This is a genomic window from Pseudocitrobacter sp. CD920760, from assembly GCF_057782505.1.
Map to the genome: position 1 here is coordinate 3,605,098 of NZ_CM173490.1, position 24,925 is coordinate 3,630,022.

At 54.7% G+C, this 24,925-nt stretch carries 21 protein-coding genes and 1 pseudogene; 2 read left to right on the forward strand and 20 right to left on the reverse strand.

Translation table 11 applies throughout. The features are described from left to right. Positions 1-52: 52 nt before the first annotated feature. The 3 genes from menF to AC1MKH_RS16885 all read right to left on the reverse strand — a co-directional run bounded on the left by menF (position 53) and on the right by AC1MKH_RS16885 (position 2,245). Positions 53-1,345: an isochorismate synthase MenF gene (gene menF, locus AC1MKH_RS16875; RefSeq protein ID WP_276219768.1), complete on the reverse strand. Its 1,293-nt coding sequence runs from the start codon at positions 1,343-1,345 to the stop codon at positions 53-55. 86 nt (positions 1,346-1,431) lie between these two features. Then, complete coding sequence (elaB, locus tag AC1MKH_RS16880) at positions 1,432-1,728, reverse strand: stress response protein ElaB (protein ID WP_015963665.1); 297 nt, start codon at positions 1,726-1,728, stop codon at positions 1,432-1,434. 55 nt (positions 1,729-1,783) lie between these two features. Next, positions 1,784-2,245: a GNAT family N-acetyltransferase gene (locus tag AC1MKH_RS16885; RefSeq protein WP_276219767.1), complete on the reverse strand. Its 462-nt coding sequence runs from the start codon at positions 2,243-2,245 to the stop codon at positions 1,784-1,786. Positions 2,246-2,296: 51 nt separating this feature from the next. Here AC1MKH_RS16885 and rbn point away from each other — a divergent pair, with 51 nt between their 5' ends. Then, the gene (gene rbn, locus AC1MKH_RS16890; RefSeq protein ID WP_276219766.1) at positions 2,297-3,214 is read left to right on the forward strand and encodes a ribonuclease BN; all 918 of its coding nucleotides are present in this window, start codon (positions 2,297-2,299) and stop codon (positions 3,212-3,214) included. 30 nt (positions 3,215-3,244) lie between these two features. Here the strand turns inward: rbn and AC1MKH_RS16895 are convergent. Further along, positions 3,245-4,735: pseudogene (locus AC1MKH_RS16895) on the reverse strand (vWA domain-containing protein); the annotation flags it as partial. Between the two features lie 376 nt (positions 4,736-5,111). Between AC1MKH_RS16895 and AC1MKH_RS16900 the strand changes: the two are divergent. Continuing rightward, positions 5,112-6,092 carry a M28 family peptidase gene (locus tag AC1MKH_RS16900; RefSeq protein WP_276219764.1) on the forward strand — a complete coding sequence of 327 codons (981 nt, stop codon included), beginning with the start codon at positions 5,112-5,114 and terminating at the stop codon, positions 6,090-6,092. Here the strand turns inward: AC1MKH_RS16900 and AC1MKH_RS16905 are convergent. The 16 genes from AC1MKH_RS16905 to lrhA all read right to left on the reverse strand — a co-directional run bounded on the left by AC1MKH_RS16905 (position 6,089) and on the right by lrhA (position 24,783). Further along, positions 6,089-6,688 carry an HNH endonuclease family protein gene (locus AC1MKH_RS16905; protein ID WP_276219763.1) on the reverse strand — a complete coding sequence of 200 codons (600 nt, stop codon included), beginning with the start codon at positions 6,686-6,688 and terminating at the stop codon, positions 6,089-6,091. The genes AC1MKH_RS16900 and AC1MKH_RS16905 overlap by 4 nt on opposite strands. Beyond that, positions 6,689-8,011 carry an AAA family ATPase gene (locus AC1MKH_RS16910; RefSeq protein ID WP_276219762.1) on the reverse strand — a complete coding sequence of 441 codons (1,323 nt, stop codon included), beginning with the start codon at positions 8,009-8,011 and terminating at the stop codon, positions 6,689-6,691. It abuts the gene before it with no gap. 150 nt (positions 8,012-8,161) lie between these two features. Next, positions 8,162-9,619: an NADH-quinone oxidoreductase subunit NuoN gene (nuoN, locus tag AC1MKH_RS16915; RefSeq protein WP_015963662.1), complete on the reverse strand. Its 1,458-nt coding sequence runs from the start codon at positions 9,617-9,619 to the stop codon at positions 8,162-8,164. A 6-nt stretch (positions 9,620-9,625) separates the two neighbouring features. Then, the gene (nuoM, locus tag AC1MKH_RS16920) at positions 9,626-11,155 is read right to left on the reverse strand and encodes an NADH-quinone oxidoreductase subunit M (RefSeq protein ID WP_276219761.1); all 1,530 of its coding nucleotides are present in this window, start codon (positions 11,153-11,155) and stop codon (positions 9,626-9,628) included. Between the two features lie 174 nt (positions 11,156-11,329). Next, positions 11,330-13,171, reverse strand: coding sequence for an NADH-quinone oxidoreductase subunit L (gene nuoL / locus AC1MKH_RS16925; protein ID WP_276219760.1), 1,842 nt, complete (start codon positions 13,169-13,171; stop codon positions 11,330-11,332). Beyond that, positions 13,168-13,470 (reverse strand): NADH-quinone oxidoreductase subunit NuoK, encoded by a 303-nt coding sequence (gene nuoK / locus AC1MKH_RS16930; RefSeq protein WP_003861496.1) that lies wholly within the window; start codon positions 13,468-13,470, stop codon positions 13,168-13,170. The genes nuoL and nuoK overlap by 4 nt, the downstream gene beginning before the upstream one ends. Further along, positions 13,467-14,021 carry an NADH-quinone oxidoreductase subunit J gene (gene nuoJ, locus AC1MKH_RS16935; protein WP_015963659.1) on the reverse strand — a complete coding sequence of 185 codons (555 nt, stop codon included), beginning with the start codon at positions 14,019-14,021 and terminating at the stop codon, positions 13,467-13,469. Before nuoJ ends, nuoK begins: the two co-directional genes overlap by 4 nt. An 11-nt stretch (positions 14,022-14,032) precedes the next feature. Then, on the reverse strand, positions 14,033-14,575 hold the full coding sequence (gene nuoI, locus AC1MKH_RS16940) for an NADH-quinone oxidoreductase subunit NuoI (protein WP_000172742.1): 543 nt from the start codon (positions 14,573-14,575) through the stop codon (positions 14,033-14,035). Between the two features lie 14 nt (positions 14,576-14,589). Continuing rightward, positions 14,590-15,567 carry an NADH-quinone oxidoreductase subunit NuoH gene (gene nuoH, locus AC1MKH_RS16945; RefSeq protein ID WP_015963658.1) on the reverse strand — a complete coding sequence of 326 codons (978 nt, stop codon included), beginning with the start codon at positions 15,565-15,567 and terminating at the stop codon, positions 14,590-14,592. Beyond that, positions 15,564-18,290 (reverse strand): NADH-quinone oxidoreductase subunit NuoG, encoded by a 2,727-nt coding sequence (gene nuoG, locus AC1MKH_RS16950; RefSeq protein ID WP_276219759.1) that lies wholly within the window; start codon positions 18,288-18,290, stop codon positions 15,564-15,566. Before nuoG ends, nuoH begins: the two co-directional genes overlap by 4 nt. 56 nt (positions 18,291-18,346) lie before the next feature. Beyond that, positions 18,347-19,684 carry an NADH-quinone oxidoreductase subunit NuoF gene (gene nuoF / locus AC1MKH_RS16955; RefSeq protein WP_276219758.1) on the reverse strand — a complete coding sequence of 446 codons (1,338 nt, stop codon included), beginning with the start codon at positions 19,682-19,684 and terminating at the stop codon, positions 18,347-18,349. Further along, positions 19,681-20,181 carry an NADH-quinone oxidoreductase subunit NuoE gene (nuoE, locus tag AC1MKH_RS16960; RefSeq protein ID WP_015963655.1) on the reverse strand — a complete coding sequence of 167 codons (501 nt, stop codon included), beginning with the start codon at positions 20,179-20,181 and terminating at the stop codon, positions 19,681-19,683. Before nuoE ends, nuoF begins: the two co-directional genes overlap by 4 nt. Before the next feature lie 2 nt (positions 20,182-20,183). Continuing rightward, a complete protein-coding gene (gene nuoC / locus AC1MKH_RS16965; protein WP_276219757.1) occupies positions 20,184-21,989 on the reverse strand; it encodes an NADH-quinone oxidoreductase subunit C/D in 1,806 nt (601 codons plus the stop codon). An 86-nt stretch (positions 21,990-22,075) separates the two neighbouring features. Further along, on the reverse strand, positions 22,076-22,750 hold the full coding sequence (gene nuoB, locus AC1MKH_RS16970) for an NADH-quinone oxidoreductase subunit NuoB (protein WP_015963653.1): 675 nt from the start codon (positions 22,748-22,750) through the stop codon (positions 22,076-22,078). Positions 22,751-22,765: 15 nt separating this feature from the next. After that, on the reverse strand, positions 22,766-23,212 hold the full coding sequence (gene nuoA / locus AC1MKH_RS16975; protein ID WP_276219756.1) for an NADH-quinone oxidoreductase subunit NuoA: 447 nt from the start codon (positions 23,210-23,212) through the stop codon (positions 22,766-22,768). A gap of 629 nt (positions 23,213-23,841) precedes the next feature. Beyond that, positions 23,842-24,783, reverse strand: coding sequence for a transcriptional regulator LrhA (lrhA, locus tag AC1MKH_RS16980; RefSeq protein ID WP_015963651.1), 942 nt, complete (start codon positions 24,781-24,783; stop codon positions 23,842-23,844). Between the last annotated feature and the right edge of the window lie 142 nt (positions 24,784-24,925).

Below are 24,925 nucleotides of genomic sequence, written 5' to 3' on the forward strand. Positions count from 1 at the left end.
CTCAGTATAAATAATACGAAACAATGAGATTTTGATATGAGTCGTTAATGTTCTACTCAGAGAACAATAAAGAACGCAGCCCCGCTGCTTTATTATCTATTTCCTGCCATTCCGAATCGGCCTGCGAACCGGCGACAATTCCTGCGCCCGCATACAGGCGCACCGTGTTACCACTCACTTTTGCCGAACGCAGCGTGACGCAAAACTCGCTCTGACGGCGGCTGATATAGCCCGCCGAGCCCGCGTACCATTCCCGCGAGAACGGCTCAAAGCAATCAATAAAATCGAAGGCCTGCGCACGCGGTAAGCCAGACACGGCAGCAGTGGGTTGCAGCTGCATCAGACAGCGGTAATCATTCGCTTCCTTCAGCTTAGCCTGGATAATGCGGCGTAAATGCTGAACTTTTCTCAAGCGGACCGTTTCCGCAGGCAGGATATCCAGCGTATCGACGTACCCCTGCAAACGCGCACAGATGTCGTCCACCACCAGCATGTTCTCACGCTGGTTTTTGTCGTCATTCATTAGCCAGTCGGCCAGATGCTGCGCCTGAGCCGGGTCAGAATGGCTGGCGACGGTCCCCGCCAGCGCTTCAGTGACCAGATCGAGACCACGCCTGCGCCACAGCCGTTCCGGGGACGAGCCGAAAAAGGCCTGCTGTGCGTCAAACGCCATAAAGAAGTGATAGCAGTTGAGATTTACCCGGCGGCTGGCGGCCATTAATGCGCCGGCATCGGGCGGTGTCGTGAACGTGAGATCGGTGGCGCGCGCCAGCACGACTTTATCGAGCTCGCCGTCGGCGATGGCACGCGTAGCCTGTTCAATCAGCCCGCGCCATCCGGCTTCACCCGGACGATGGATCTCGCTTTCCAGCGTCAGCGCGGAGGTATGACAGACGCTTTGTGACGACAGCTGCGCAATAAACGCTTTCGCTGCCACGGCGTCTGCCTGCAACGAGGTGTCGCTCGCGAGGTTTACTCTTAACGACGCATGTCCGCCCTCACGACGCCACTCCAGACGCGGCAAAAAAAGTGCTCTCTGCCTGTCATCAAAGCTATTCAGGCCACAAATACGAATATCATCAGCATCATAGCGAGCTAAATATTCTTCGGCCTGAGCCAGTGAGGAAAACGACACGGCTGCGCCAAGGGCAGCAAGTTCATCAGCGCCACTGCGCTGCTGCCACCAGAATTGCGGCCAGATGGCCTGCGCATTCAACCAGCAAAGCGGGTCGAATGCGTCAGTTAACGGGAATGGGATCTCGATAATTCGCGTGCCGGGTGTAGCGGGAAAATCGTCCGACAGAGAGTCAGCCAGACTCTTTAGCGCAGCAGAAACGGATAGCACGCGAACCTCCCTATTCTAAAAACCGTACATTATACGGGGTACTGGTTATAAAAAGCAGTACCCATGATTAGGGAGTGTGATTTTGCTCAGCGACGGGTCAATAAAAGACCTAACACCAGCCCGACCGCTGCACCTACGCCAATACCCTGCCACGGTTTTTCGTGCACATAGTCGTCGGCGCGATACACCGCTTTTTTCGCCCGGTAATAGTAAGTGTCAGAAGCATGGCTCACGCGGGATTTAACATCATGCAGCGCATTTTCCGCACGGGCTTTCAGCTCGACGTATTTCTGGTCAGCGGGATCGCCGGAAGAACGAAGCACCTCTTCCAGGGTATCGCTCAGCAGAGTCAGGTCGTCGTCAATATGTGTTTCATTAACCATAGTTTATCTCCATGTTTGCTAAACCTGTGGGATAACTATAGTCAACGCTTGCCGGTTACGCCTGCCCGACCTCGCGCGCCATCCCGACGTGCGGAATACCATCTTCGTCGTAAACATCGGTGACCGGAATAAAACCAAAGTGGCGATAAAAATTCTGCAGATGCGCCTGCGCGCCCAGATACAGCGCGTGTTCCGGCCAGTGTTGCGCGCAACTTGCTAACGCGCGTTCCATCAGTTGATAACCCACTTTTTCCCCACGAACGGCAGGGCTGACAATCACCCGACCAATAGAAACGGGGGAAAAATCATCTTCACTTTTCAGAAGTCTCGCATATGCCACCAGCGTATCGCCCTGCCAGCCGAGAAGATGACGGTTCTCGCCAACCAGATCATCGCCATCGATGTCCTGATAGACACAAGCCTGCTCAACCACAAAAACTTCACAGCGTAATTGAAGCAGTGCGTACAGCTGCGGGACGGTTAAATCAGAATGGTGCAAATCTTGCCACTGAATCATGGTAGGCTCCTTAATCGTTATTGTTTTTATTACCGCCATGGGAGCGGCGTTATGCAACTGACTTTTTTGGGAACATCCGCTGGCGTACCGACCCGGACGCGCAACGTCACCGCCATTCTGCTGCATCATCAGCATCCAACGCAACCGGCAGTCTGGCTGTTTGACTGCGGCGAGGGCACGCAGCATCAACTGCTGGAAACCACGCTGCATCCGGGAAAAATCGACCGCATCTTCATCACCCATTTGCATGGCGATCATCTGTTTGGCCTGCCGGGGCTGCTGTGCAGTCGTTCAATGGCGGGCAATATGAACCCGGTAACGCTATACGGGCCAAAAGGTTTACGCGAGTTTGTTGAAACCGCGCTGCGCCTGAGCGGCTCATGGACTGACTATCCAATGGAAGTCGTCGAGGTGAGCGCCGGTTTTGTGATGGACGATGGTCTGCGAAAGGTTACGGCCTATCAGCTTAATCACCCGGTTGAGTGCTATGGCTATCGGGTTGAAGAGCATGAAAAACCGGGCGCACTCGATGCAAAAGCCTTGATTAACGCAGGCGTGAAGCCGGGGCCGCTGTTCCAGCAGCTTAAGGACGGGCTGCGCGTGACGCTGGAAGATGGCCGCGTGATTGATGGTCGCGACTATCTCTCTCCCAACACGCCGGGTAAAACGCTGGCGATTTTTGGCGATACGGCACCCTGCGAGGGCGCGTCCGCACTGGCACACGGGGTGGATATGATGGTGCATGAAACCACCCTGGAAACGGCGATGGAAGAGAAAGCCAACAGCCGTGGGCACTCATCAACGCGTCAGGCCGCCGAACTGGCGCGCGATGCGGGCGTGGGGCGTTTGGTTATTACGCACGTCAGTTCACGCTATGACGCCGAAGGATGCAGGCGAATGCTGGCAGAGTGCCGGGATATTTTTCCGGCCAGCGAAATGGCGGAGGATTTTACCGTCATTACGCTGTAATCGTGACGGGGGCGAAACCGCCCCCTTCGTTCAGCGCGACAGCCCTGCGGTGAGATCCACCAGCCGGATAAACTCCGCCCGGTAACCTTTTTCATCCGTACCTTTAGCCCGCTCCGCCCAGCCTGCAATCTGCTGCCAGGACGTTTTTGCCAGTTCATCAGAACCGCGCAGTTTTTGCCCGTAAGCGGCCACGGCTGAGAGAAAACGCATATCCGTAGAGGCCATCTCAAAGCTGTTTTGTAACGACGTCGCCATCACCGGCTGGCTCATCAAACGGCTGGTTTCGCCCTGCGGTGCTTTGTAGCGCAACTTCACCCACAGCAGTTCATTCTCTTTGCCGGTGGCGGCTTTCGCGGGCGTGTTGCCATAACGCAGCGCATCCACCGAACCTTTTTGCCCGGCTAACGTCAGTTCAAACAGCACGGTGACGTGTTTACCCGCGCCGATATCGCCGGCATCTACCGCATCGTTATTGAAATCTTCATCGCGCAGCTGGCGTTTTTCGTAGCCGATCTGGCGATATTCAATCACCTGCGCCGGGTTAAACTCGATTTGCGCTTTGACGTCTTTAGCGACCGTGGCCAGCGTTTGTTGCATCTCCTGACCCAGCACCTTTTGCGCTTCCGATAACGAGTCGAGATAGCTGTAGTTGCCGTTGCCCACATCGGCAATTTTCACCATCATCGCGTCATTGACGTTGTCGTCACCCACGCCAAGCGTGGAAAGCGTAATGCCGGTATCGCGCTCTTTTTTCACCAGCGCTTCAATGGCTTTCGGGTCGTCGATGCCGACGTTAAAATCGCCATCCGTCGCCAGCAGAATACGGTTAACGCCGCCCTCGATGAAACCTTTTTGCGCCTGCTCGTAGGCCATTTGAAGCCCGGCGCCGCCGTTGGTGCTGCCACCAGCGCTGAGATCGTTAATCGCATGAATAATGGTTTGTTTCTCCGACCCGGAGGTCGCTGACAGCAAGACTTCGGAAGAACCTGCATAGGTGACGATAGAGACGCGATCCTGCGGGCGCAGGTCATTGACCATCATTTTAAGCGCCGATTGAATCAGCGGCAGTCGGCCATCCCCTTCCATCGAACCGGAGGTATCAATCAAGAAAACCAGATTGGCGGCGGGACGCTCGCTGCTGGCTAACTCTTTCGCGGCAATATCCAGACGTAATAAGGTGTGTTGTTCATTCCACGGAGCGGGAGTGAGTTCGTACTGAACGGTGAAAGGATGAGAAACAGGTTCGCAGCCGGAGGTAATTTCAATATGAACGCCGCGCTCTGCGGAATTCTGTCCCTCCTGACACCCAAAAGCAGTTTTATCATTCGGGCGTTTGCTCAAGGGAAAATAATTCAGCATCTCTTCAACCCGCACGGCATCCGGGTTAGGCAATTGCCCCTGGTTCAGAAAACGACGCACATTCGCATAGCTGGCCGTATCCACATCGAGGCTAAACGTCGCCAGTGGAGATTGTGCGACCTGTTTTACCGGATTGTCGTCGTAATGGGTGTAGCGAGAGGTATCGAACTGTGCAGAGGCGCCAGATACTGACCCCATCAAGGTATAACCTGACATCGAACCCGATGTATAAGCGGGCCCATGAGAACAACCGCTGAGGGTTAAACTACATATTGATATTATTAATAGTTTATTCTTGTACATATAAAATCCTTTTTAAATAAAACAACACCTAAATCATAAAATATACCCAGCATTATATCTGATACAGTTAATTATCACTCAAGCCCTATCTTGCGGATTATTCCTGGAGAGGATGGAAGTTATGAATGATAAACACCTTCACATTCATTGCATGAATGATAAAAAATAACATTTCACGGCACCCTTTAAAGAGATAAGATTCAGCACTAAATAAAATACAGCCACATTGAAAAACATGAAAAAAGCACGCTGGGTGCAGATAATATTTATATCGATAGTGATATTGGTGAGTTTTATATTTGCTGTTTATCAGCCATGGGTTTCTCCATTGCCCACATTGACACAACATGCCAGCCCTGACAGGCTGGAAAAAGATGTTCGCTACCTGTCGGAAACGCTCTATCCACGTGGTTTTGATAACACCGAACATCTCAATACCGCTGCGAAATATATTCGCGAAACATTCCAGCGTAGCGGCGCATCGGTGAGCGAGCAGAATGTTCCGATCGTCGGCGGACCTTACAAAAACATCATCGCCCGTTATGGTTCGCAGCAAGGGCCGCTTATCATCATTGGCGCGCACTATGATGCTGCGGTCGCCATGGAGGGCGAGCAAACACGCTGGACGCCCGGCGCTGATGATAACGCCAGTGGGGTTGCCGGGTTACTGGAACTGGCGCGCCTGCTCGGGCAGCAGGCCCCCACTGCGAGCGTTGAGCTGGTTGCCTATGCCTCAGAAGAACCGCCCTTCTTTCGCAGTGATGAAATGGGCAGCGCCGTACATGCCGCGTCACTCACCCGCCCGGTAAAGCTAATGGTGGCGCTGGAGATGATTGGCTTTTATGACGACGCGCCCGACAGCCAGCGTTATCCCCTCGCTGGGCTGAGCTGGCTGTACCCTGGTCGCGGCAATTTCATTGCCGTTGTCGGTAGAATGCAGGATATTAGCGCCGTACGTCAGGTAAAGGCCGGTTTATTATCAGTTAAAACATTACCCGTATATTCCATCAACGCACCGTCATTTGTTCCCGGCATCGACTTTTCGGATCATCTTAACTACTGGCAGCGAGGTATTCCGGCAGTGATGATTACCGACACGGCGTTTTTCCGAAATACCGAGTACCATTTAAAGGGCGATACCGCGGATAGGTTGGATTATGAGCGGATGGCGCAGGTGGTGGATGGGGTTTTACCCTTATTGACTCATCACCGTTAAGCATCGCTTAAAAAGTAGCGATAACTAAAATCATCAATAAACTCTAAACTTGCATCACGATGTCGGAAATAGCGCAGTTCTCTTTTGCGGCTGATTTTACGCACACCTAAATTCAGGCCATATGTCGCGATGGTGACATCAGCGCGATGCTGGTTTTCAGATGCGACCAACGGATTAGGCTCCAGGTCACCCGTAATATAGTTCACCATAAAGTAATCACCAAAAACGTAGCCAGGTTGGTCGCCAACTAATAATGCTGCATCATAGTCGTCCCTCTTTTGCGCCTGACACGTATCGCAACACGGATAGAGATTCTCCCATTGATAAGCTAGCCGATAAAATTGCTTTCGGGATTTAGGTTTAAAATGTTCGAGCGTCATGCGACTTTCAGCGCCTAAGCTTCCTCCATCACAAAAGGCGCAATGCCCTTGCGTCATCTCGTAAAGTTTCTGTTTGGTTAGCGAATAACGAAATTCAGAAAACCATTTGAATCGATAGCGTTGATTACGTAGTTTTCGCGCTTCGTAATGACGTCCCAGGCGTTCCCAGCAATCGGTAAGATAATTCGGGCATTGGCTGCGGTGAAATGCGTACATTTAATCTCCCGTATATTTTGCCAATATCCGTTGCATCTGGCGCAGTTCCATTGTTACCAGGGCATTAAGCTCTTCACCTTTAGCCTGTAAAAGCGCGGCCAGCTGCATAACGGCATCTTTATTATTCTTATCTACAATATGTTTTCGAATTGCCTGTTTAAATTCGGCAAGCTGGTACTCGGTTTCTACGTCAAACTCCTCATTGATATCAAATACTTCAGACAGGATAAGTTGATAGCTTTTCCCCGCAGATGAATTCATGGCGGTAATTAATTCCATTGACCCCGAATCCTTACACAGATCGTAGCGTTGCTCTGGCAGTCGATATACCCAGGCATCTTCTACCGAGCCCACCACAAACGGAGAGTACGTTGAGACAAAAACCTGCGCGTTAGGTAAGAGCGTTTGAATTGCCGGTAAAATGCGACGTTGCCAGCCAGGGTGAAGATGGATATCGACTTCATCGAGAAAGAGAATAATAGGTTGCGAAAAAATATCGCGCGGCACACGCCACGGAACGGATTCGAGACGCAATGCTAAATCGGCAATCCAGGAGATGATGGACTTCAGGCCATCGGGTAGAACATCATATTCAATGCTCTCGCCTTCGAGCTCAACTTTTACGCTCAGCGGCGAACGTTCTAAACGAAATGATATCGTGAGCCCCGAGACATTTTTCACAAACCGGCAAATCCTTAATAAGGATTCATCATAAATTTCAGCCTCACTTTCTGCTAAATCCAGGCGCGCCAGCGCGGCCTTGGTTCGATTATTGGCAATCCACTTTGCCAGAACAGCAGGCCTGACCGTTGCATCGAAAGATAAAGCATCTTCAAATGGCGAAATAGCGAGTTCTTCGATCTTTGACGTATGCAGTTTTTCTCTGTTCGAACGCTGCCCTGAGTAGGCAAACGCGGCGAAATCTACATATGCCTCTACAGGCCAATGTTCGCTCTGGGAAATCATCCTGTATGACGTAAGGAGGCTCAGTTCATCACCAACAATCGCTATTTTTCGCGTAGCGCGTTCTTCCCCGGCAGAGATAACAGCACGCTCTTCGCAGAAACGACACACAACGGATGCCTTACGGCTACGGAATCGCTGATGGAGAGGTGAAAGATTGGGTGAGGCGTGATCAAAAATGCCAGCAAGCGCATACAGCATGGTGCTTTTGCCACATCCGTTGGGCCCGGTAAAAATATGAATTTCCGCTTTTTTCGCTTCGTGACCGGAACGACTCCCCTCGGGGAATTCAATATGGGTGTGCTCGAAAACGCCGGTATCTCTAAGCGTTACACTCTCAATTCGGTATCGTTGTTCCATCGTTCAATCCCTGAATCACTCTCCATGAACACATACTACACTCACTGTCACATCTGTAATCACCATGCGCTCTTTTCTGCGTAATCCCTCGCAGTTCCATACATAAAAAAACCGCCGAAATCGGCGGTTTTTTCACATCAACACTCAACCTTACATCAGCGGCATCGCCATCTGCACCAGGTCGATTAACGGCTGCGGCCAGACGCCCAGCACCAGTACCAGCAGTGCGGAAACCAATACCACGATACCGCCCGCGCTGTACTGCCAGTTCGACGGCGCATCGCGGTTCAGCTGTTCCGGCGCATGCAGGTACAGGCTTACCGCCACACGCAGGTAGTAGTAGAGGCCAATTGCCGAACCGACTACCACCGCGCCAACCAGCCACCACAGGTGAGTTTGCACACCGACGGCCAGTACGTAGAACTTACCGATAAAGCCCAACGTCATCGGGATACCGGCCAGCGACAGCATCATCACCGTCATCACCGCAGAGAGAATCGGGCGATGCCAGAACAGGCCACGGTAGGAGAAGAGAGATTCTGCGTCCGGGCCACGGTACGGGCTGGACATCAGACTCACTACGCCGAACGCGCCGAGGCTGCTGAACAGGTAACCGGCCAGATACACGCCAACCGCTTCCATCGACATTTCGCCGCTTTGCAGCGCAATCAGCGCCACCAGCAGATAGCCGAGGTGAGAGATAGAAGAGTAACCGAGCAGACGTTTAATGTTGGTCTGGCTCAGGGCCATCAGGTTACCAAAGATGATGGAGGCAAAGGCAATCAGGCCCAGCACAATGCGTACCGCTTCGCTGTCGCCCACTGGCGCGTAGAGGAACAGACGCATCACCACGCCGAAGATAGCGATTTTGCTCGCCGTCGCCAGGAAGGTGGAAACCGGGGCTGGCGCGCCCTGGTAGACGTCTGGCGTCCACAGGTGGAACGGCACCAGAGAGAGTTTAAAGCCAAGGCCAACGATCATCATGCCCAGACCCGCCAGCAGCAGCGGTTCATGCAGCATGTTATCCGCCAGGCTCTTACCGAGCGCGACGAACGACAGATTGCCAGAGTTGGCGTAAACCAGCGCCATACCGAACAGCAGGAAAGATGATGCAGCGGCAGACAGAATGGTGTACTTGATACTCGCTTCCAGCGAACGTTTCTGACGGAAAGCGTAGCCAATCAAACCGAACAGCGGCAGCGAGATCAGCTCAATACCCAGGAACAGCGCGGCCAGGTGATTGGCGTTCGCCAGCAGAATGCCACCCAGTGCGGCAATCAGCACCAGCAGGTAGAATTCTTCTTTGTTATCCGGGTAGCCTTCCAGCCATGGGTAAGCAAACGTACAGGTCGCGAGGCTCGCCAGCAGCACCATACCGGTGTAGAGCATGGCGTAGCCGTCGACGCGCATCAGCGGCGTCACATCCATTGCGCCCGCCTGGCCAACAAACCAGAGCGAAACCAGCGCCGCGTTAAGCCCGATAACCGCAAGCGTAGCGTTGAGGAAGTGATTGCGTCGCCACGCAATGGAGAGCATCACAACCACCACCGTCAAGCCGACGATCAGCAGCGGTAACAGCGCGATCAGTTGTTGTGGAGTTATTGTCATGGCGAATTACGGCCTTGTAGTTGAAACAGAATTAACAAACCACTGCTGAATGTTGCCCATCGCAGAGTGTGACGTGTCCAGAATCGGCTGAGGATAGAAGCCCAGCAGAACCAGCAGCACGACCAGCAGAAGAATGATGAACAGTTCACGCAGCGACATCCCTGGCAGCTCTTTGGCCGCGATTTCACTCTTCGCTTTACCGAAGTAAGCGCGGTGCAGCATCGCCAGCGAGTAAACGGAAGCGAAGACCAGACCGAATGTCGAGATGACGGTGATCAGCGGCACGACATGGAAGCTGCCGAACAGAATCATGAATTCACCGACGAAGTTACCGGTGCCCGGCATCCCCAGCGTCGCCACAGCGAAGAACAGGGAACAGGCTGGCAACCACTTAATTTTGCTCCACAGGCCGCCCATCATACGCATGTCGCGGGTATGCAGACGCTCGTAAAGCTGGCCACACAGGATGAAGAGACCCGCCGCCGACAGACCGTGAGCAATCATCTGAATCACCGCGCCCTGGTAGGCCAGCTGGCTGCCGGTATAGATAGCAATCAGCACGAAGCCCATGTGGGAAACGGAGGTGTACGCAATCAGACGCTTGATATCGTACTGGGTGAAAGCCATCCACGCGCCGTAGAAGATACCAATCACGCCCAGCCACATGGCGATTGGCGCGAACTCGGCAGAGGCATTCGGGAACAGCGGCAGTGCAAAACGCAGCAGACCGTAGGCCGCGGTTTTCAGCAAAATCCCCGCGAGGTCAACGGAACCAGCGGTCGGAGCCTGAGAGTGCGCATCCGGCAGCCAGCCGTGCAGTGGAACCACCGGCATTTTCACCGCGAAGGCGATGAAGAAACCCAGCATCAGCAGGTATTCCACGCCGTGGGACATCGGGGTTTTCAGCAGGTCTTCGTAATTGAAGGTCCAGACGCCGGTCGCATTATGGTGCACAAAGACCAGCGCCAGAATCGCAATCAGCATCACCAGACCACTCGCCTGGGTATAGATGAAGAATTTGGTCGCGGCCGTGATACGCGTTTTACCGTCGGACGCCTTATGGCCCCAAAGCGCGATCAGGAAGTACATCGGTACCAGCATCATCTCCCAGAAGAAGAAGAACAGGAACATGTCGATGGCGAGGAACACGCCGATAACGCCGCCCAGGATCCACATCAGGTTGAGGTGGAAAAAGCCCTGATATTTCTGGATTTCATTCCACGAGCAGAGTACCGCCAGCACGCCCAGCAGGCCGGTCAGCACCACCATCAGCAGCGACAGTCCGTCGATAGCCAGATGGATAGTGATACCGAAGCGTGGGATCCACGGCAGGATAAACTCAGACTGCCACTGCGGCAGGCCGGTGGATTGCGTCAGTGAGTAACCGCCTTGCAGCCACAGTTGCAGGCCAAGTGCGAGCGTCAATCCCATGGTAATCAGCGCAATCCAGCGCGGCATCTTCACGCCAAAGCGTTCAGTCTGCCAGCACAGGAAGCCGCCGATAAAGGGAATCAGTATTAGCCAGGGTAATAACATGGCGATCTTTATTCCTTGTTAAAGTCCTATCAAGGACCGATTTTCAACGAATTCGACAAATTTCACGGTTGAGTGCGGTTTGTGGTGTCGGGTGGCGCTAACGCTTACCCGACCTACGGAACCCTGTAGGCCCGGTAAGCGCAGCGCCACCGGGCAAAACCGCATTCGTCAAACTCAACGCAATACCATCAGCAGCGCCAACACAACCACGGCACCAATGCTCATGGAAGCCACATACCAACGCAGATAACCGTTCTCACTCAACACCAGCCCTTTGCCCGCAACGCGAGAAAGAATGGCCGGAATGTTCATCATGGCGTTCATCGGGTCGCGCTTCAGCAGCCACGCAATACCCAGGAACGGTTTAACAAACACTTTGTCGTAGAGCCAGTCGAAGCCCCAGGCGTTATACCACCATGTTCCCAGCAGACGGCCAGGGCCGCTGTTGGCAATCGACGTCACCAGAGTCCGTTTGCCCAGCCACAGCCATGCGGCAATCAGGATGCCCGCAATCGCCACCACACCGGAGGTAATTTCCAGCGTCAGTACGCGGCCATGTTCGAGCTCGGCAGTATCCGGCAGTACACCCTGCAGCGGCGGAACAATCAGCGCGCCAACAAAGGTGGAGAGGATCATCAGCACAATCAGCGGCAGGTGGTGGGTGATCCCCTTCCCTGCGTGAGCGTGAATTTGTTCTTTTCCGTGGAAGACGATGAAAATCATACGGAAGGTGTAAAGCGAGGTCATGAACGCGCCGACCAGGCCCGCCACCATCAGGTTGATATGACCATTCGCCATCGCACCCGCCAGAATCTCATCCTTACTGAAGAAGCCTGCGGTAATCAGCGGCAGCGCGGAGAGCGCAGCACCACCAATCAGGAAGCAGGCGTACACCAGCGGAATGGATTTACGCAGGCCGCCCATCTTAAAGATGTTCTGTTCGTGGTGGCAGGCCAGGATAACCGAGCCGGACGCCAGGAACAGCAGCGCTTTAAAGAAGGCGTGCGTCATCAGGTGGAAAATCGCCGCATCCCACGCCTGAACGCCCAGCGCCAGGAACATGTAGCCAATCTGGCTCATGGTGGAATAGGCGAGTACGCGTTTGATGTCGGTTTGCACCAGCGCGGCAAAGCCTGCCAGCACCAGCGTGACCGCACCCACGATACCGACCAGATGCAGAATTTCCGGGGTCATCAGGAACAGACCGTGGGTACGCGCAATCAGGTAGACACCGGCGGTGACCATCGTTGCGGCGTGGATCAGCGCGGAGACAGGCGTCGGGCCCGCCATCGCATCTGCAAGCCATGTTTGCAACGGCAGCTGTGCCGATTTACCGACCGCGCCACCCAGCAGCATCAGCGTCGCCCAGGTGAGCATGTTGTTGCCCGCCTCGAAGTGCGCCGGCGCCAGTTCCACCATTTCGCGGAAGTTCAGGGTGCCCAGTTCGTTGTAGAGAATAAACAGCGCGAAGGCGAGGAAGACGTCACCCACGCGGGTCACGACAAACGCTTTCATCGCCGCCGCGCCATTCTTCGGATCGGTGTAGTAGAAACCGATCAGCAGATAGGAACAGAGGCCCACGCCTTCCCAGCCGAGATACATCAACAGCAGGTTATCGGCCAGCACCAGAACCACCATGCTGGCGATAAACAGGTTGGTGTAGGCGAAGAAGCGGGAGTACCCCTCTTCACCGCGCATGTACCAGGAGGCGAACATGTGGATCAGGAAGCCAACGCCCGTCACGACCGAGAGCATGGTCAGCGACAGGCCGTCCAGCACGAGGTTGAAACCGATGTTGAAATCGCCCACTGACATCCAGGTCCACAGCGGAACGCTGAGCGCCTGTTTGCCGTTATTAAAGAAATCGACGCCGACAATCGCGGTCACCAGCGCCGCCAGGCCAATTGAACCCACGCCCACGGTGGCGGAAAGGTTTTCCGACCAACGACCACGGGAGAAGGCCAGCAGAACAAAGCCAATCAATGGCAGAATAATGGTTAAGGCAAGCATATTCATCCGCGCAACTCACTTACTGAATCGATATTCAGGTTCTGGCGGCGACGATGGAGCTGCAGCAGCAGCGCCAGGCCAATACTCGCCTCCGCAGCCGCAAGGCTGATAGCGAGGATATACATCACCTGACCATCGGTCTGGCCCCAGTAGCTTCCGGCGACCACAAAGGCCAGCGCGGAGGCGTTAATCATGATTTCCAGCCCAATCAGCATAAACAGCAGGTTGCGGCGGATAACCAGACCGGTTAAGCCCAGAACGAAGAGGATCGCGGCGAGGATCAGTCCATGTGTTAAGGGGATCATGCGTGCTCCTCCGGTTTTCTTTTCGCGCTGTCGTTCGGACGGTTGCTGATAAGCTCACCCGGACGATCTTCACGGCCAATGTGGAAGGCGACAACCAGGCCTGCCAGCAACAGCATGGACGCCAGTTCAACCGCCAGAACGTACGGGCCAAACAGGGCGATACCGACTTCTTTCGCACTGATTGGGTTGCCGTCGATGCCCTGGTCGTTAAGGCCCAGAATGGCATACACCATCACCGCCAGCAGAACGGCGGAGAGAATCGCCGGGCCAATCCAGATTTGCGGCTTCAGCCACTCGCGTTCCTGGGCAATTTCTGCCCCACCGAGGTTCAGCATCATCACCACAAACACGAACAGCACCATGATGGCCCCGGCGTAAACGATGATCTCCAGCGCCCCGGCGAAGTACGCGCCCAGTGAGAAGAAGACGCCTGCGATAGCCAGCAGCGAAATAATCAGGTACAGCAAGGCGTGTACCGGATTAGTGTGCGTAATAACCCGCAACGTCGCGAGGATGGCGATAAGGCCACAGATATAAAAAGCGAATTCCATTGCCCCTCTCCTTAAGGTAACAGGCTCTTGACGTCGATAGGCTTGGCTTCGTTCTCTGCTTCGCCTTTATCTTTGCCGTCGATTGCCATACCCGCCATCCGGTAGAAGTTATATTCCGGGTATTTACCCGGGCCGGAAATCAGCAGATCCTCTTTCTCGTACACCAGATCCTGACGTTTGTATTCGCCCAGCTCGAAGTCCGGGGTTAACTGAATCGCCGTGGTCGGGCACGCTTCTTCGCACAGGCCGCAGAAAATACAGCGTGAGAAGTTGATGCGGAAAAACTCCGGATACCAGCGGCCATCTTTGGTTTCTGCTTTTTGCAGCGAGATACAGCCTACCGGGCAGGCTACCGCACACAGGTTACAGGCCACACAGCGCTCTTCGCCGTCCGGGTCGCGCGTCAGCACGATACGGCCACGATAGCGCGGCGGCAGATAAACCGGCTCTTCCGGGTACATTTGCGTTTCGCGTTTGGCGAACGCATGCAGGCCGATCATCCAGATACTGCGTACCTGGGTGCCGAAACCTACCAATAATTCTTTTAAGGTCATGGTCTATTCGCCCCTTATGGCTGCTGCCAGAGAATGACAGCCGCCGTTACCAGCAAGTTGATTAGCGTCAGCGGCAGGCAAATTTTCCAGCCGAAGGACATTACCTGGTCATAACGCGGACGCGGTAATGAGGCGCGAATCAAAATGAACATCATCATGAAGAACGCGGTTTTGATCGCGAACCAGATGAACGGCGGTAAGAACGGGCCTTGCCAGCCACCGAAGAACAGGGTCACCATCATGGCCGAAATGGTCACGATACCGATGTATTCCCCCACGAAGAACAGACCGAATTTCATACCGGAATATTCAATGTGGTAACCATCGGCCAGTTCCTGCTCGGCTTCGGGTTGGTCAAACGGGTGACGGTGACACACCGCCACGCCCGCGATTGCGAAGGTCACAAAACCAAAGAACTGCGGGATCACGTTCCAGATGTCGGCCTGGTTGTTGACGATGTCGGTCATGTTGAATGAACCGGCCTGCGCCACCACGCCCATCAGGGAGAGTCCGAGGAACACTTCATAGCTCAGCGTCTGGGCAGAGGCACGCATCGCGCCCAGCAGTGAGTATTTGTTGTTGCTCGACCAGCCTGCGAACAGCACGGCGTAAACCGCCAGCCCTGCCATCATCAGGAAGAACAGAATACCGATGTTCAGGTCAGCCACCACCCACGTCGGGCTCACTGGCACAATCGCAAACGCCAGCAGCAGCGAGGTAAAGGCAATCATCGGTGCCAGGGTAAAGATGACGCGGTCCGAGAATTTCGGGATCCAGTCCTCTTTAAAGAACATCTTGATCATGTCCGCCACCAGCTGGAGCGAGCCGCCCCAGCCTACACGGTTCGGCCCGTAACGGTTCTGGAACAGACCGAGCAGACGACGTTCGCCGAAGCTCATGAATGCGCCGCAGGTGACAACCACCAGCAGGATGACCACCGCCTTGAGAATAGTGAGCAGGATCTCGATCAGATCCGGTGTTAACCAACTCATTGCTGTGCCTCCTGCAGATTTTCAAGACGTCCACCAGCCAGCACTGGCGCGATGCCAGGTAACCCCATCGGTAAGCCAACCTGCCCTGCCGTCAGACCTTCGGAAATCACCAGCGGCAGGGTGACGGTTTGACCGTCATAGCCGAAGGCGATTTTCGCACCAGCGTTAACGCCAAGTTTCGCCGCATCCGCCGGGTTAAGGGCGATATACGGTTGCGGCATACGCGTCTGGAAGACCGGGGAACGTTGTGACATCTCATCGCTACCGAACAGGTGGTAGTACGGCGCGATACGCCATTTACCTTCTTCCACCTGGAAGCTTGCCGGAACGGTGGTGAAGTAATCGAGACCGTTTTCAGACGCTTCAATCAGACGCACGCCCGGATCGCCGTGACGCAGATGACCACCCACCTCGGCCTGGAACTTGTTCCATGCCTGCGGGGAGTTCCAGCCCGGTGCCCATGCAAACGGAATTTGCGAGCGCGGCGCGCCTGGCTGGTTGTTCCCTTCCATTGAGAAGGCGAACATGGTGTCTTTATCCTGCGGCTGACGCGGTTCGTGCACGCTGATATTGGCGCGCATCGCGGTACGACCACTGTAACGGTGCGGTTCACGCGCCAGTTTCTGGCCGCGAATACGGAAGGTCGCGTCCGGCGCAGCATCTTTGATGCCAGCCAGCTGTGGCAGTTTTTCGACCACCGCGTCGATGACGTGGTCAAGCTGCGTCCAGTCTACTTCACGGCTCTGCACCGTACTGTGCAGGGAGTGCAGCCAGCGCCAGCTTTCCAGCATCACGGTGTTGCTGTCGTAGTACGCCGGGTCATAAACCTGGAAGAAGCGCTGTGCGCGGCCTTCGTTGTTGATGACCGTACCATCGCTTTCGGCAAAACTTGCCGCAGGCAGCACCAGGTGCGCTTTTTCCATAATTGCCGTGCGTTGATGATCAATCACCATCACCAGCGGCGCTTTGGAGAGTGCGGCATCCACACGGCTGGCGGAAGCGTGACGATGCAGGTCGTTTTCCAGCACGATAACCGCATCTGCCGCGCCGCTTTCCAGCTCGTTCAGTGCATCATCAAGAGAGCCGCCGCCAATCATGCCGAGCCCCATGCTGTTCACCGCGCGGGCAACCATGGTGATGCCAACGTCAGAGCCACGGGTTTTCAGTGCTTTCGCAACGTTTGCTGCCGCCTGAATGACGTCCGCGCTTCCGGCGTTGGTGCCGGAAATAATCAGCGGTTTCTTCGCGCCAGCCAGCGCCTGAACCACGACGTCAATTTTGTTCTGCAGGTCGCGATCGATACCGTCTACCGCCGGAGCGCTGTTATCCAGGGCGTGGGCGATAGCGAAACCGAAGCGCGCCTGATCTTCAACCGGTGCGCGATAGGTCCACGCGGCAATGTCATCCAGACGGGTGTTATCAACGTTGGTGACAAACAGCGGGTGCTTCGCGCGCTGGCCGATGTTGAGGATTGCCGCAATCTGCCAGTCAGCCACTTTCTGCGCCGCCGCCATTTCGCGTGCTTTACCTTTCACCGCCTGACGAACAGAGAGCGCCACGCGTGCGCCGGTCTGGGTAATGTCTTCGCCCAGAATCAGCACCGCATCGTAAGACTCAATTTCACGCAGCGCAGGTGTATGCACACCGCCGTCACGCAGCACGGTCAGTGCCAGTTGCAAACGTTCCTGCTCCGCTTTCGCGATGCCGGTATAGAAGTTTTCCGCACCGACCAGTTCACGCAGCGCGAAGTTGCTTTCCACGCTGGCGCGCGGGGAGCCGATACCAATCACTTTCTTCGACTGACGCAGAATATCCGCCGCACCCTGCATCGCCTGCTCGGCGTTGAGGGTGATGACGTCGCTACCGCGCAGCTGCACCGGCTGACGTGGACGGTCTTTCAGGTTCACGTAGCCATAGCCGAAACGACCACGGTCGCAGAGGAAGTAGTGGTTAACAGTACCGTTGTAACGGTTTTCGATACGACGCAGTTCACCGTAGCGCTCGCCCGGGCTGGTGTTACAGCCAATCGAACATTGCTGGCAGATGCTCGGCGCAAACTGCATGTCCCATTTACGGTTGTAACGCTCGGAGTGCGTTTTGTCGGTGAATACGCCGGTCGGGCAAATTTCGACCAGGTTGCCGGAGAATTCGCTCTCCAGGGTACCGTCTTCCGGACGACCAAAGTAGACGTTGTCGTGTGCGCCATACACGCCCAGGTCGGTACCGTCCGCATAATCTTTGTAGTAACGCACGCAGCGGTAGCAGGCGATGCAGCGGTTCATTTCGTGAGAGATGAACGGCCCCAGGTCCTGATTGCGGTGGGTACGCTTGGTGAAACGGTAGCGACGGAAGCTGTGGCCGGTCATCACGGTCATATCCTGAAGGTGGCAGTTACCGCCCTCTTCACAGACCGGACAGTCGTGCGGGTGGTTGGTCATCAACCACTCGACCACGCTTTCACGGAACTGCTTCGCTTCGTCGTCATCAATAGAGATAAAGGTGCCATCGGTGGCCGGTGTCATACAGGACATCACCAGGCGGCCACGAGTGTCTTCCGCGTTTTGGTATTGCTTCACCGCACACTGGCGGCAAGCGCCGACGCTGCCCAGCGCCGGATGCCAGCAAAAGTACGGAATATCAAGGCCGAGGGAGAGACACGCCTGTAGCAGGTTGTCCGCCCCGTTGACCTCATATTCTTTGCCGTCTACATGAATTGTAGCCATTAGCATGCTTCCAGTTGGCCCAGTCAGAGACTGAGCGTTAATCGAAATTCTCTGTTTTACCAGCGCGTCTTGAGCAGGTTCGGCTGAATCCCATGGATCGCATGGGTATTGCTGAACTGCTGCTTGATGCCCGCTTCAAATTCTTCGCGGAAATATTTAATCGCGCTCTGTAACGGTTCTACCGCGCCAGGTGCGTGCGCACAGAATGTTTTACCTGGGCCCAGGAATCGACACAGTTGCTCAAGTGTCTCGATATCGCCCGGCTGGCCTTCGCCTTTTTCCAGCGCGCGCAGAATTTTCACGCTCCACGGTAGGCCATCACGGCATGGCGTACACCAGCCGCACGACTCACGGGCGAAGAACTCTTCCAGGTTACGCACCAGGCCAACCATGCCAATTTCGTGGTCAACGGCCATCGCCAGCGCCGTACCCAGACGGCTGCCCGCTTTACCAATGCTTTCGAACTCCATTGGCAGGTCAAGATGCGCTTCGGTGAGGAAGTCAGTTCCCGCACCGCCTGGCTGCCAGGCTTTGAATTTCAGGCCATCGCGCATGCCGCCCGCGTAATCTTCGAGGATTTCACGCGCGGTGGTGCCGAACGGCAGTTCCCACAGGCCCGGATTTTTCACCCGACCGGAGAAGCCCATCAGCTTGGTACCCGCATCTTTGCTTGTAGAGATGTTCTGGTACCACTCCACGCCGTTGGCGAGAATAGCGGGAACGTTGCACAGGGTTTCCACGTTGTTAACGCAGGTCGGTTTGCCCCATGCGCCAGAGGTCGCCGGGAATGGCGGCTTCGAGCGTGGGTTGGCGCGACGACCTTCGAGGGAGTTGATCAGCGCGGTTTCTTCACCGCAGATGTAACGCCCTGCCCCGGTATGCACGAACAGTTCAAAATCAAACCCGGTGCCGAGGATGTTTTTGCCAAGCAGACCGGCTTCGGTTGCTTCGGCAATCGCGCGGCGCAGATGCACCGCCGCTTCAACATATTCACCGCGCAGGAAGATGTAGCCGCGATACGCTTTCAGCGCAAACGCGGAAATGAGCATGCCTTCCACCAGCAGGTGCGGCAGTTGCTCCATCAGCAGACGGTCTTTATAGGTGCCCGGCTCCATTTCATCGGCGTTACACAGCAGGTAACGGATGTTCATGGATTCGTCTTTCGGCATCAGGCTCCACTTCAGGCCAGTGGAAAAGCCTGCGCCGCCGCGCCCTTTCAGGCCTGCGTCTTTCACCTGATTGACGATTTCATCCGGGGAAAGCCCCAGCAACGCTTTACGCGCGCCTTCATAGCCGTTTTTGCTACGGTATTCGTCCAGCCAGACCGGCTGTTTGTCATCACGCAGACGCCAGGTCAGCGGATGCGTTTCGGGAGTACGGATAACGTTTTTCATTTATACCGCTCCAGTAGTTCAGGAATGGCTTCCGGCGTCAGATGGCTGTGAGTATCCTCATCAATCATCATGTTCGGCCCTTTGTCGCAGTTCCCCAGGCAGCAGGTCGGCAGCAGCGTAAAGCGACCGTCAAAGGTCGTCTGCCCCGGTTTGATGTTAAGCTTTTGCTCCAGCGCCGCCTGGATACCCTGGTAACCCGTGATGTGACACACCACGCTGTCGCAGTAGCGGATCACGTGACGGCCCACCGGCTGGCGGAAGATCTGGCTGTAGAACGTTGCCACGCCTTCGACGTCGCTTGCCGGAATACCCAGCACATCGGCAATCGCGTGGATCGCGCCGTCCGGCACCCAGCCACGCTGTTTCTGAACGATTTTCAGCGCTTCGATGGACGCCGCACGCGGGTCTTCGTAGTGGTGCTTCTCGTGCTCAATAGCTTCACGCTCTGCCGCACTCAGCTCAAAAGCCTCGGTTTGTGGTTGTTGATTCTCGTGCATAATTAGCGGTCCACGTCTGACATAACAAAATCGATACTACCCAGATAGACGATAAGGTCTGATACCAGGCTGCCACGAATAGCCGACGGGATCTGCTGCAGGTGCGCATAGCTCGGCGTGCGGATACGGGTGCGGTAGCTCATGGTGCTGCCGTCGCTGGTCAGGTAGTAACTGTTAATACCCTTGGTCGCTTCCACCATCTGGAACGATTCCTGCGCCGGCATGACCGGGCCCCAGGAAACCTGCAGGAAGTGGGTGATCAGGGTTTCGATATGTTGCAGCGTGCGCTCTTTCGGCGGCGGCGTGGTCAGCGGGTGATCCGCTTTGAACGGGCCTTCCGGCATGTTGTCGAGGCACTGCTGAAGAATACGCAGGCTCTGGCGCAGCTCTTCCACTTTCAGCATCACGCGGGTGTAGCAGTCAGAAACGCCACCGCCGGTCGGGATTTCAAAGTCGAAGTTTTCATAGCCAGAATACGGACGCCATTTACGCACGTCGAAGCCGATACCGGTGGCGCGCAGGCCAGCACCGGTGGTGCCCCACTCCAGCGCTTCTTTCGCGGTATAGGCAGCAACGCCTTTAGAGCGGCCAATCAGGATAGTGTTACGCAGCGCGGCTTTCTCGTAAGAGTCGAGACGCTTCGGCATCCACTCAAGGAACTCACGCAGCAGGCGATCCCAACCTTTCGGCAGGTCGTGCGCTACGCCGCCGATGCGGAACCATGCCGGGTGCATACGGAAACCGGTAATCGCTTCCACCAGATCGTAGATTTTCTGACGATCGGTAAAGGCAAAGAATACCGGCGTCATCGCGCCGACGTCCTGAATAAACGTAGAGATATACAGCAGGTGGCTGTTGATGCGGAACAGTTCGGAGAGCATCACGCGAATAACGTTCACGCGATCCGGCGTGGTGATCCCCGCCAGCTTCTCAACGGCCAGCACGTACGGCATTTCGTTGACGCAACCACCGAGGTATTCGATACGGTCGGTATACGGAATGTAGCTGTGCCAGGACTGGCGCTCGCCCATTTTCTCCGCGCCACGGTGGTGGTAACCCACGTCAGGCACGCAGTCAACGATCTCTTCGCCATCAAGCTGCAGGATAATACGGAATGCACCGTGCGCAGACGGGTGGTTCGGGCCGAGGTTGAGGAACATAAAGTCCTCGTTTTCGGTACCGCGCTTCATGCCCCACTCTTCCGGTTTAAAGGTCAGCGCTTCCATTTCGAGGTCCTGCTTGGCTTTAGTCAGCTCAAACGGATCGAATTCGGTGGCGCGCGCCGGATAATCTTTACGCAGCGGGTGGCCTTCCCAGGTGTTCGGCATCATGATGCGACGCAGATTCGGGTGGCCGTTAAAGGTAATGCCAAACATCTCCCAGGTTTCACGCTCATACCAGTTGGCGTTCGGGAAGAGTTTGGTGAAGGTCGGCACGTTCAGATCGTTTTCAGACAGCGCCACCTTGAGCATGATATCGCTGTTGCGATCGATAGAAATCAGGTGGTAGAAAACGGAGAAATCCGCCGCGGGTAAACCCTGGCGGTGCGTGCGAAGACGTTCGTCCATGCCGTGTAAATCAAACAGCATGACGTAAGGCTTAGGCAGTTTCTTCAGGAAGTCGCCGACTTCCAGCAGCTGTTCGCGCTTGACCCAAACGACGGGAACCCCGGTGCGGGTCGCCTGAACGGTAAAAGCATCCGGCCCAAAACGGTTGCGCAGTTCGCCGATGACCGGATCATCAAGGTGATCGCGGGTTTGCCAAACGGCTGCGTCATGCGCGGTTAAATCGGTCATATTGTTCACCATTGCAAAAGGTCCGTGGTGACTGCTGACGAGGCTTCGCGTTGTAGTAGATTGATTTGCGAAGTTTTTATCCCGCCCGCAGGCGCAAATTAAATCTCGTCAGGCGTGCGCAGATTCGTCACTGCAATTCGTTCGCCGCGTTTACGCTCGCGTTCCGACTGCATGTTGGCGCGATAAACGCCCTGATCGCCCACCACCCACGACAGCGGGCGGCGCTCTTTGCCGATAGACTCTTGCAGCAGCATCAGTGCCTGCATATAGGCTTCCGGACGCGGCGGGCAGCCCGGGATGTAAACATCAACCGGAATAAACTTATCAACGCCCTGCACGACAGAGTAAATGTCGTACATGCCGCCAGAGTTCGCGCAGGCGCCCATTGAGATAACCCACTTAGGTTCCAGCATCTGTTCATACAGGCGCTGAATAACCGGGGCCATCTTGGTGAAGCAGGTTCCCGCTACCACCATCAGGTCAGCCTGACGCGGGGAAGCACGCAGAACTTCCGCACCGAAACGCGCCACGTCATGCACCGCAGTGAAAGACGTCACCATCTCAACGTAGCAGCAAGAAAGACCAAAGTTGTATGGCCAGATTGAGTTTTTGCGACCCCAGTTGACCATATCGTGCATCGCGTGTTCGAGCTTGCCCATATACACGCTTTTGTTAACTTCCTGCTCCAGGGGATCGGTAACAATCTCCTGTTTTTGCAGGGGATAACGGTCGTTCTCACCGTTAGGATCTATGCGGGTGAGCGTATAATCCATCTTATTGCCTCGCTTTTACTGCGTATTACGGTTAGTGACGCTGTCAGTATCGGAGTTCACCAGGGTGCGGCGAGAACGCGCAGGCGTCCAGTCAAGTGCGCCAACACGAACGAGGTAAACCAGACCAGCCAGTAGCACCAAAATGAAAATTGCGGCTTCGATAAACCCTACCCAGCCACTTTCGCGGATAGAGGTTGACCAGGCGAAAAGGTAGAGCGCTTCCACGTCGAAGATGACGAAGAACATGGCGACCAGATAGAACTTCGCGGACATGCGCAGGCGTGCGGTACCCACAGAGTCGATACCCGATTCAAACGGCGTGTTTTTACTTCTTGCGCGCGCGCGACCGCCAAGATACCAACCGCCAACCAGCATGAGGCAGCACAGGCCAACGGCGATGAGCAGAAAGATAGCAAATGCCCAGTGATGAGCGATGATTTCAGTGGATGTTGACATACGCAAAGCTTTACCAAATAGGTAGCATAACCACTTCTGCTCTTACCGGCAGATGGACGCTACATCGATTCATGGGGAGGATTAAAAAACCAGCAAAACGGCCAGAATCAAAGCATAGACCGAAAAAATTTGAGGTTTTTTACTCCTTTCGATAACCTTTTGTCAACTTTAACAAAGGTTTCATCACATTAATTTACATCAATTCCATTTCATTAACATTACGTGCCCTTTGCGGCATTTCGACTCATGTCACCCTCCGGATTGAGTGCTGGTGAATCGTGTCCGTTTAAGAACAATAACAATTAGTACCCTTCTATTTTGACAGGAATTTCACACGATTCCTCCCCCTCTGGAGGAGTATTTTCTTGATCTAAGACACGGTTCTGTTAATTCGACCTGAAAAACAGCAACAAAACACCCGGTTTTTTAACATTAGCAGGATATGTTAAAAGTGGATCACAATTGCCCGAATTTACGGCAAGTAATCACTTAATTAACTGATTGTATTACGAATAGTAAAAAGCATTAATTGCAAAAAGCATTAGCGCCGGCGAAAAAAAAGCCACTGGCTCATTTTCGCTGGCCAGTGACTCTTTTTTACACTTACATTTTGTTACCAGTTTTCTACAAGGTTGTTACTCAATAACCTCGTCATCAGCATGGGAATTATCTCCCCCTTCCAGGGTATAGACAGTGCTCTGTGTCCATGGTTTGATGCTCGTCTCAACCGACTGGAAGATCATCTGCATTAATTCATTTGGATTCTGCACGTTACAGCTTAGTAAATATTCGGTATCTGGCAACACCGGCATTTTGTCGGCTCTTCCCAGCACGCGCAGTTCCGGGCTCATCATCTCTACCGGCCTTGCGGTAACGCCAAGCCCCGCCTTCACCGCAGCGCGTACCGCTGACGGTGTAGAGGCCACATACGCCAGACGCCACGGCACATTTGCCGCATCCAGGGTGGAGATAATCATATCGCGGAACGGGCTCGGATCATCAAGCAACACCAATGGTACGGGCTCTCCCGGACGCAGGGCGAACTCTGCGGCGCAGTACCAGTGCGTCGGCGAGGTACGTAACACCGTCGAGTGGAACGCGTCGATCCGGTGCGTGGTGAGTACCAGATCAACCTCGTTCTTATGGAGCATGTCCGCCATGTCCGCGTGTCGCTTAACACGCACATCCAGCCCAAGCTTCGGCCAGGCGGAGCTAATACGGTTGAGCAGGAATGGCAGGATGGTATCCGCTGACTCATCGGACGAACCAATCGTCAGTTGCCCCTGAAGCGTACTGAACATCAGCGATGTACAGGCTTCATCATTAAAGCGCAGGATTTTACGTGCATAGCCTAAGAGCTGGATACCGTGTTCGGTCAGCAGTTTATTACGGCCATGACGGGCAAAAAGTTCTTTGCCAACAAGTTGTTCAAGCCGCTGCATTTGCTGGCTAACGGCGGATTGGGTGCGACAAACGGCTGCTGCTGCTGCGGCAAAAGTGCTCAAATCGGCGACCGCAACAAATGTTCTCAGCAGATCGAGGTCGAGGTTCAGTATCGGACGATTTGCATTTATCATATTTATTCACTTACAGGTCGCTAAGGCTAACCTGCCTTGTTGATGCCGCGCTCTAAAATCAGGCTCATCCTTTTAAAAGCCCATCCTTCGGCATGATGCAACCGAATGACTGCCTGACGGAGCGGTATTACATTAAAATTGT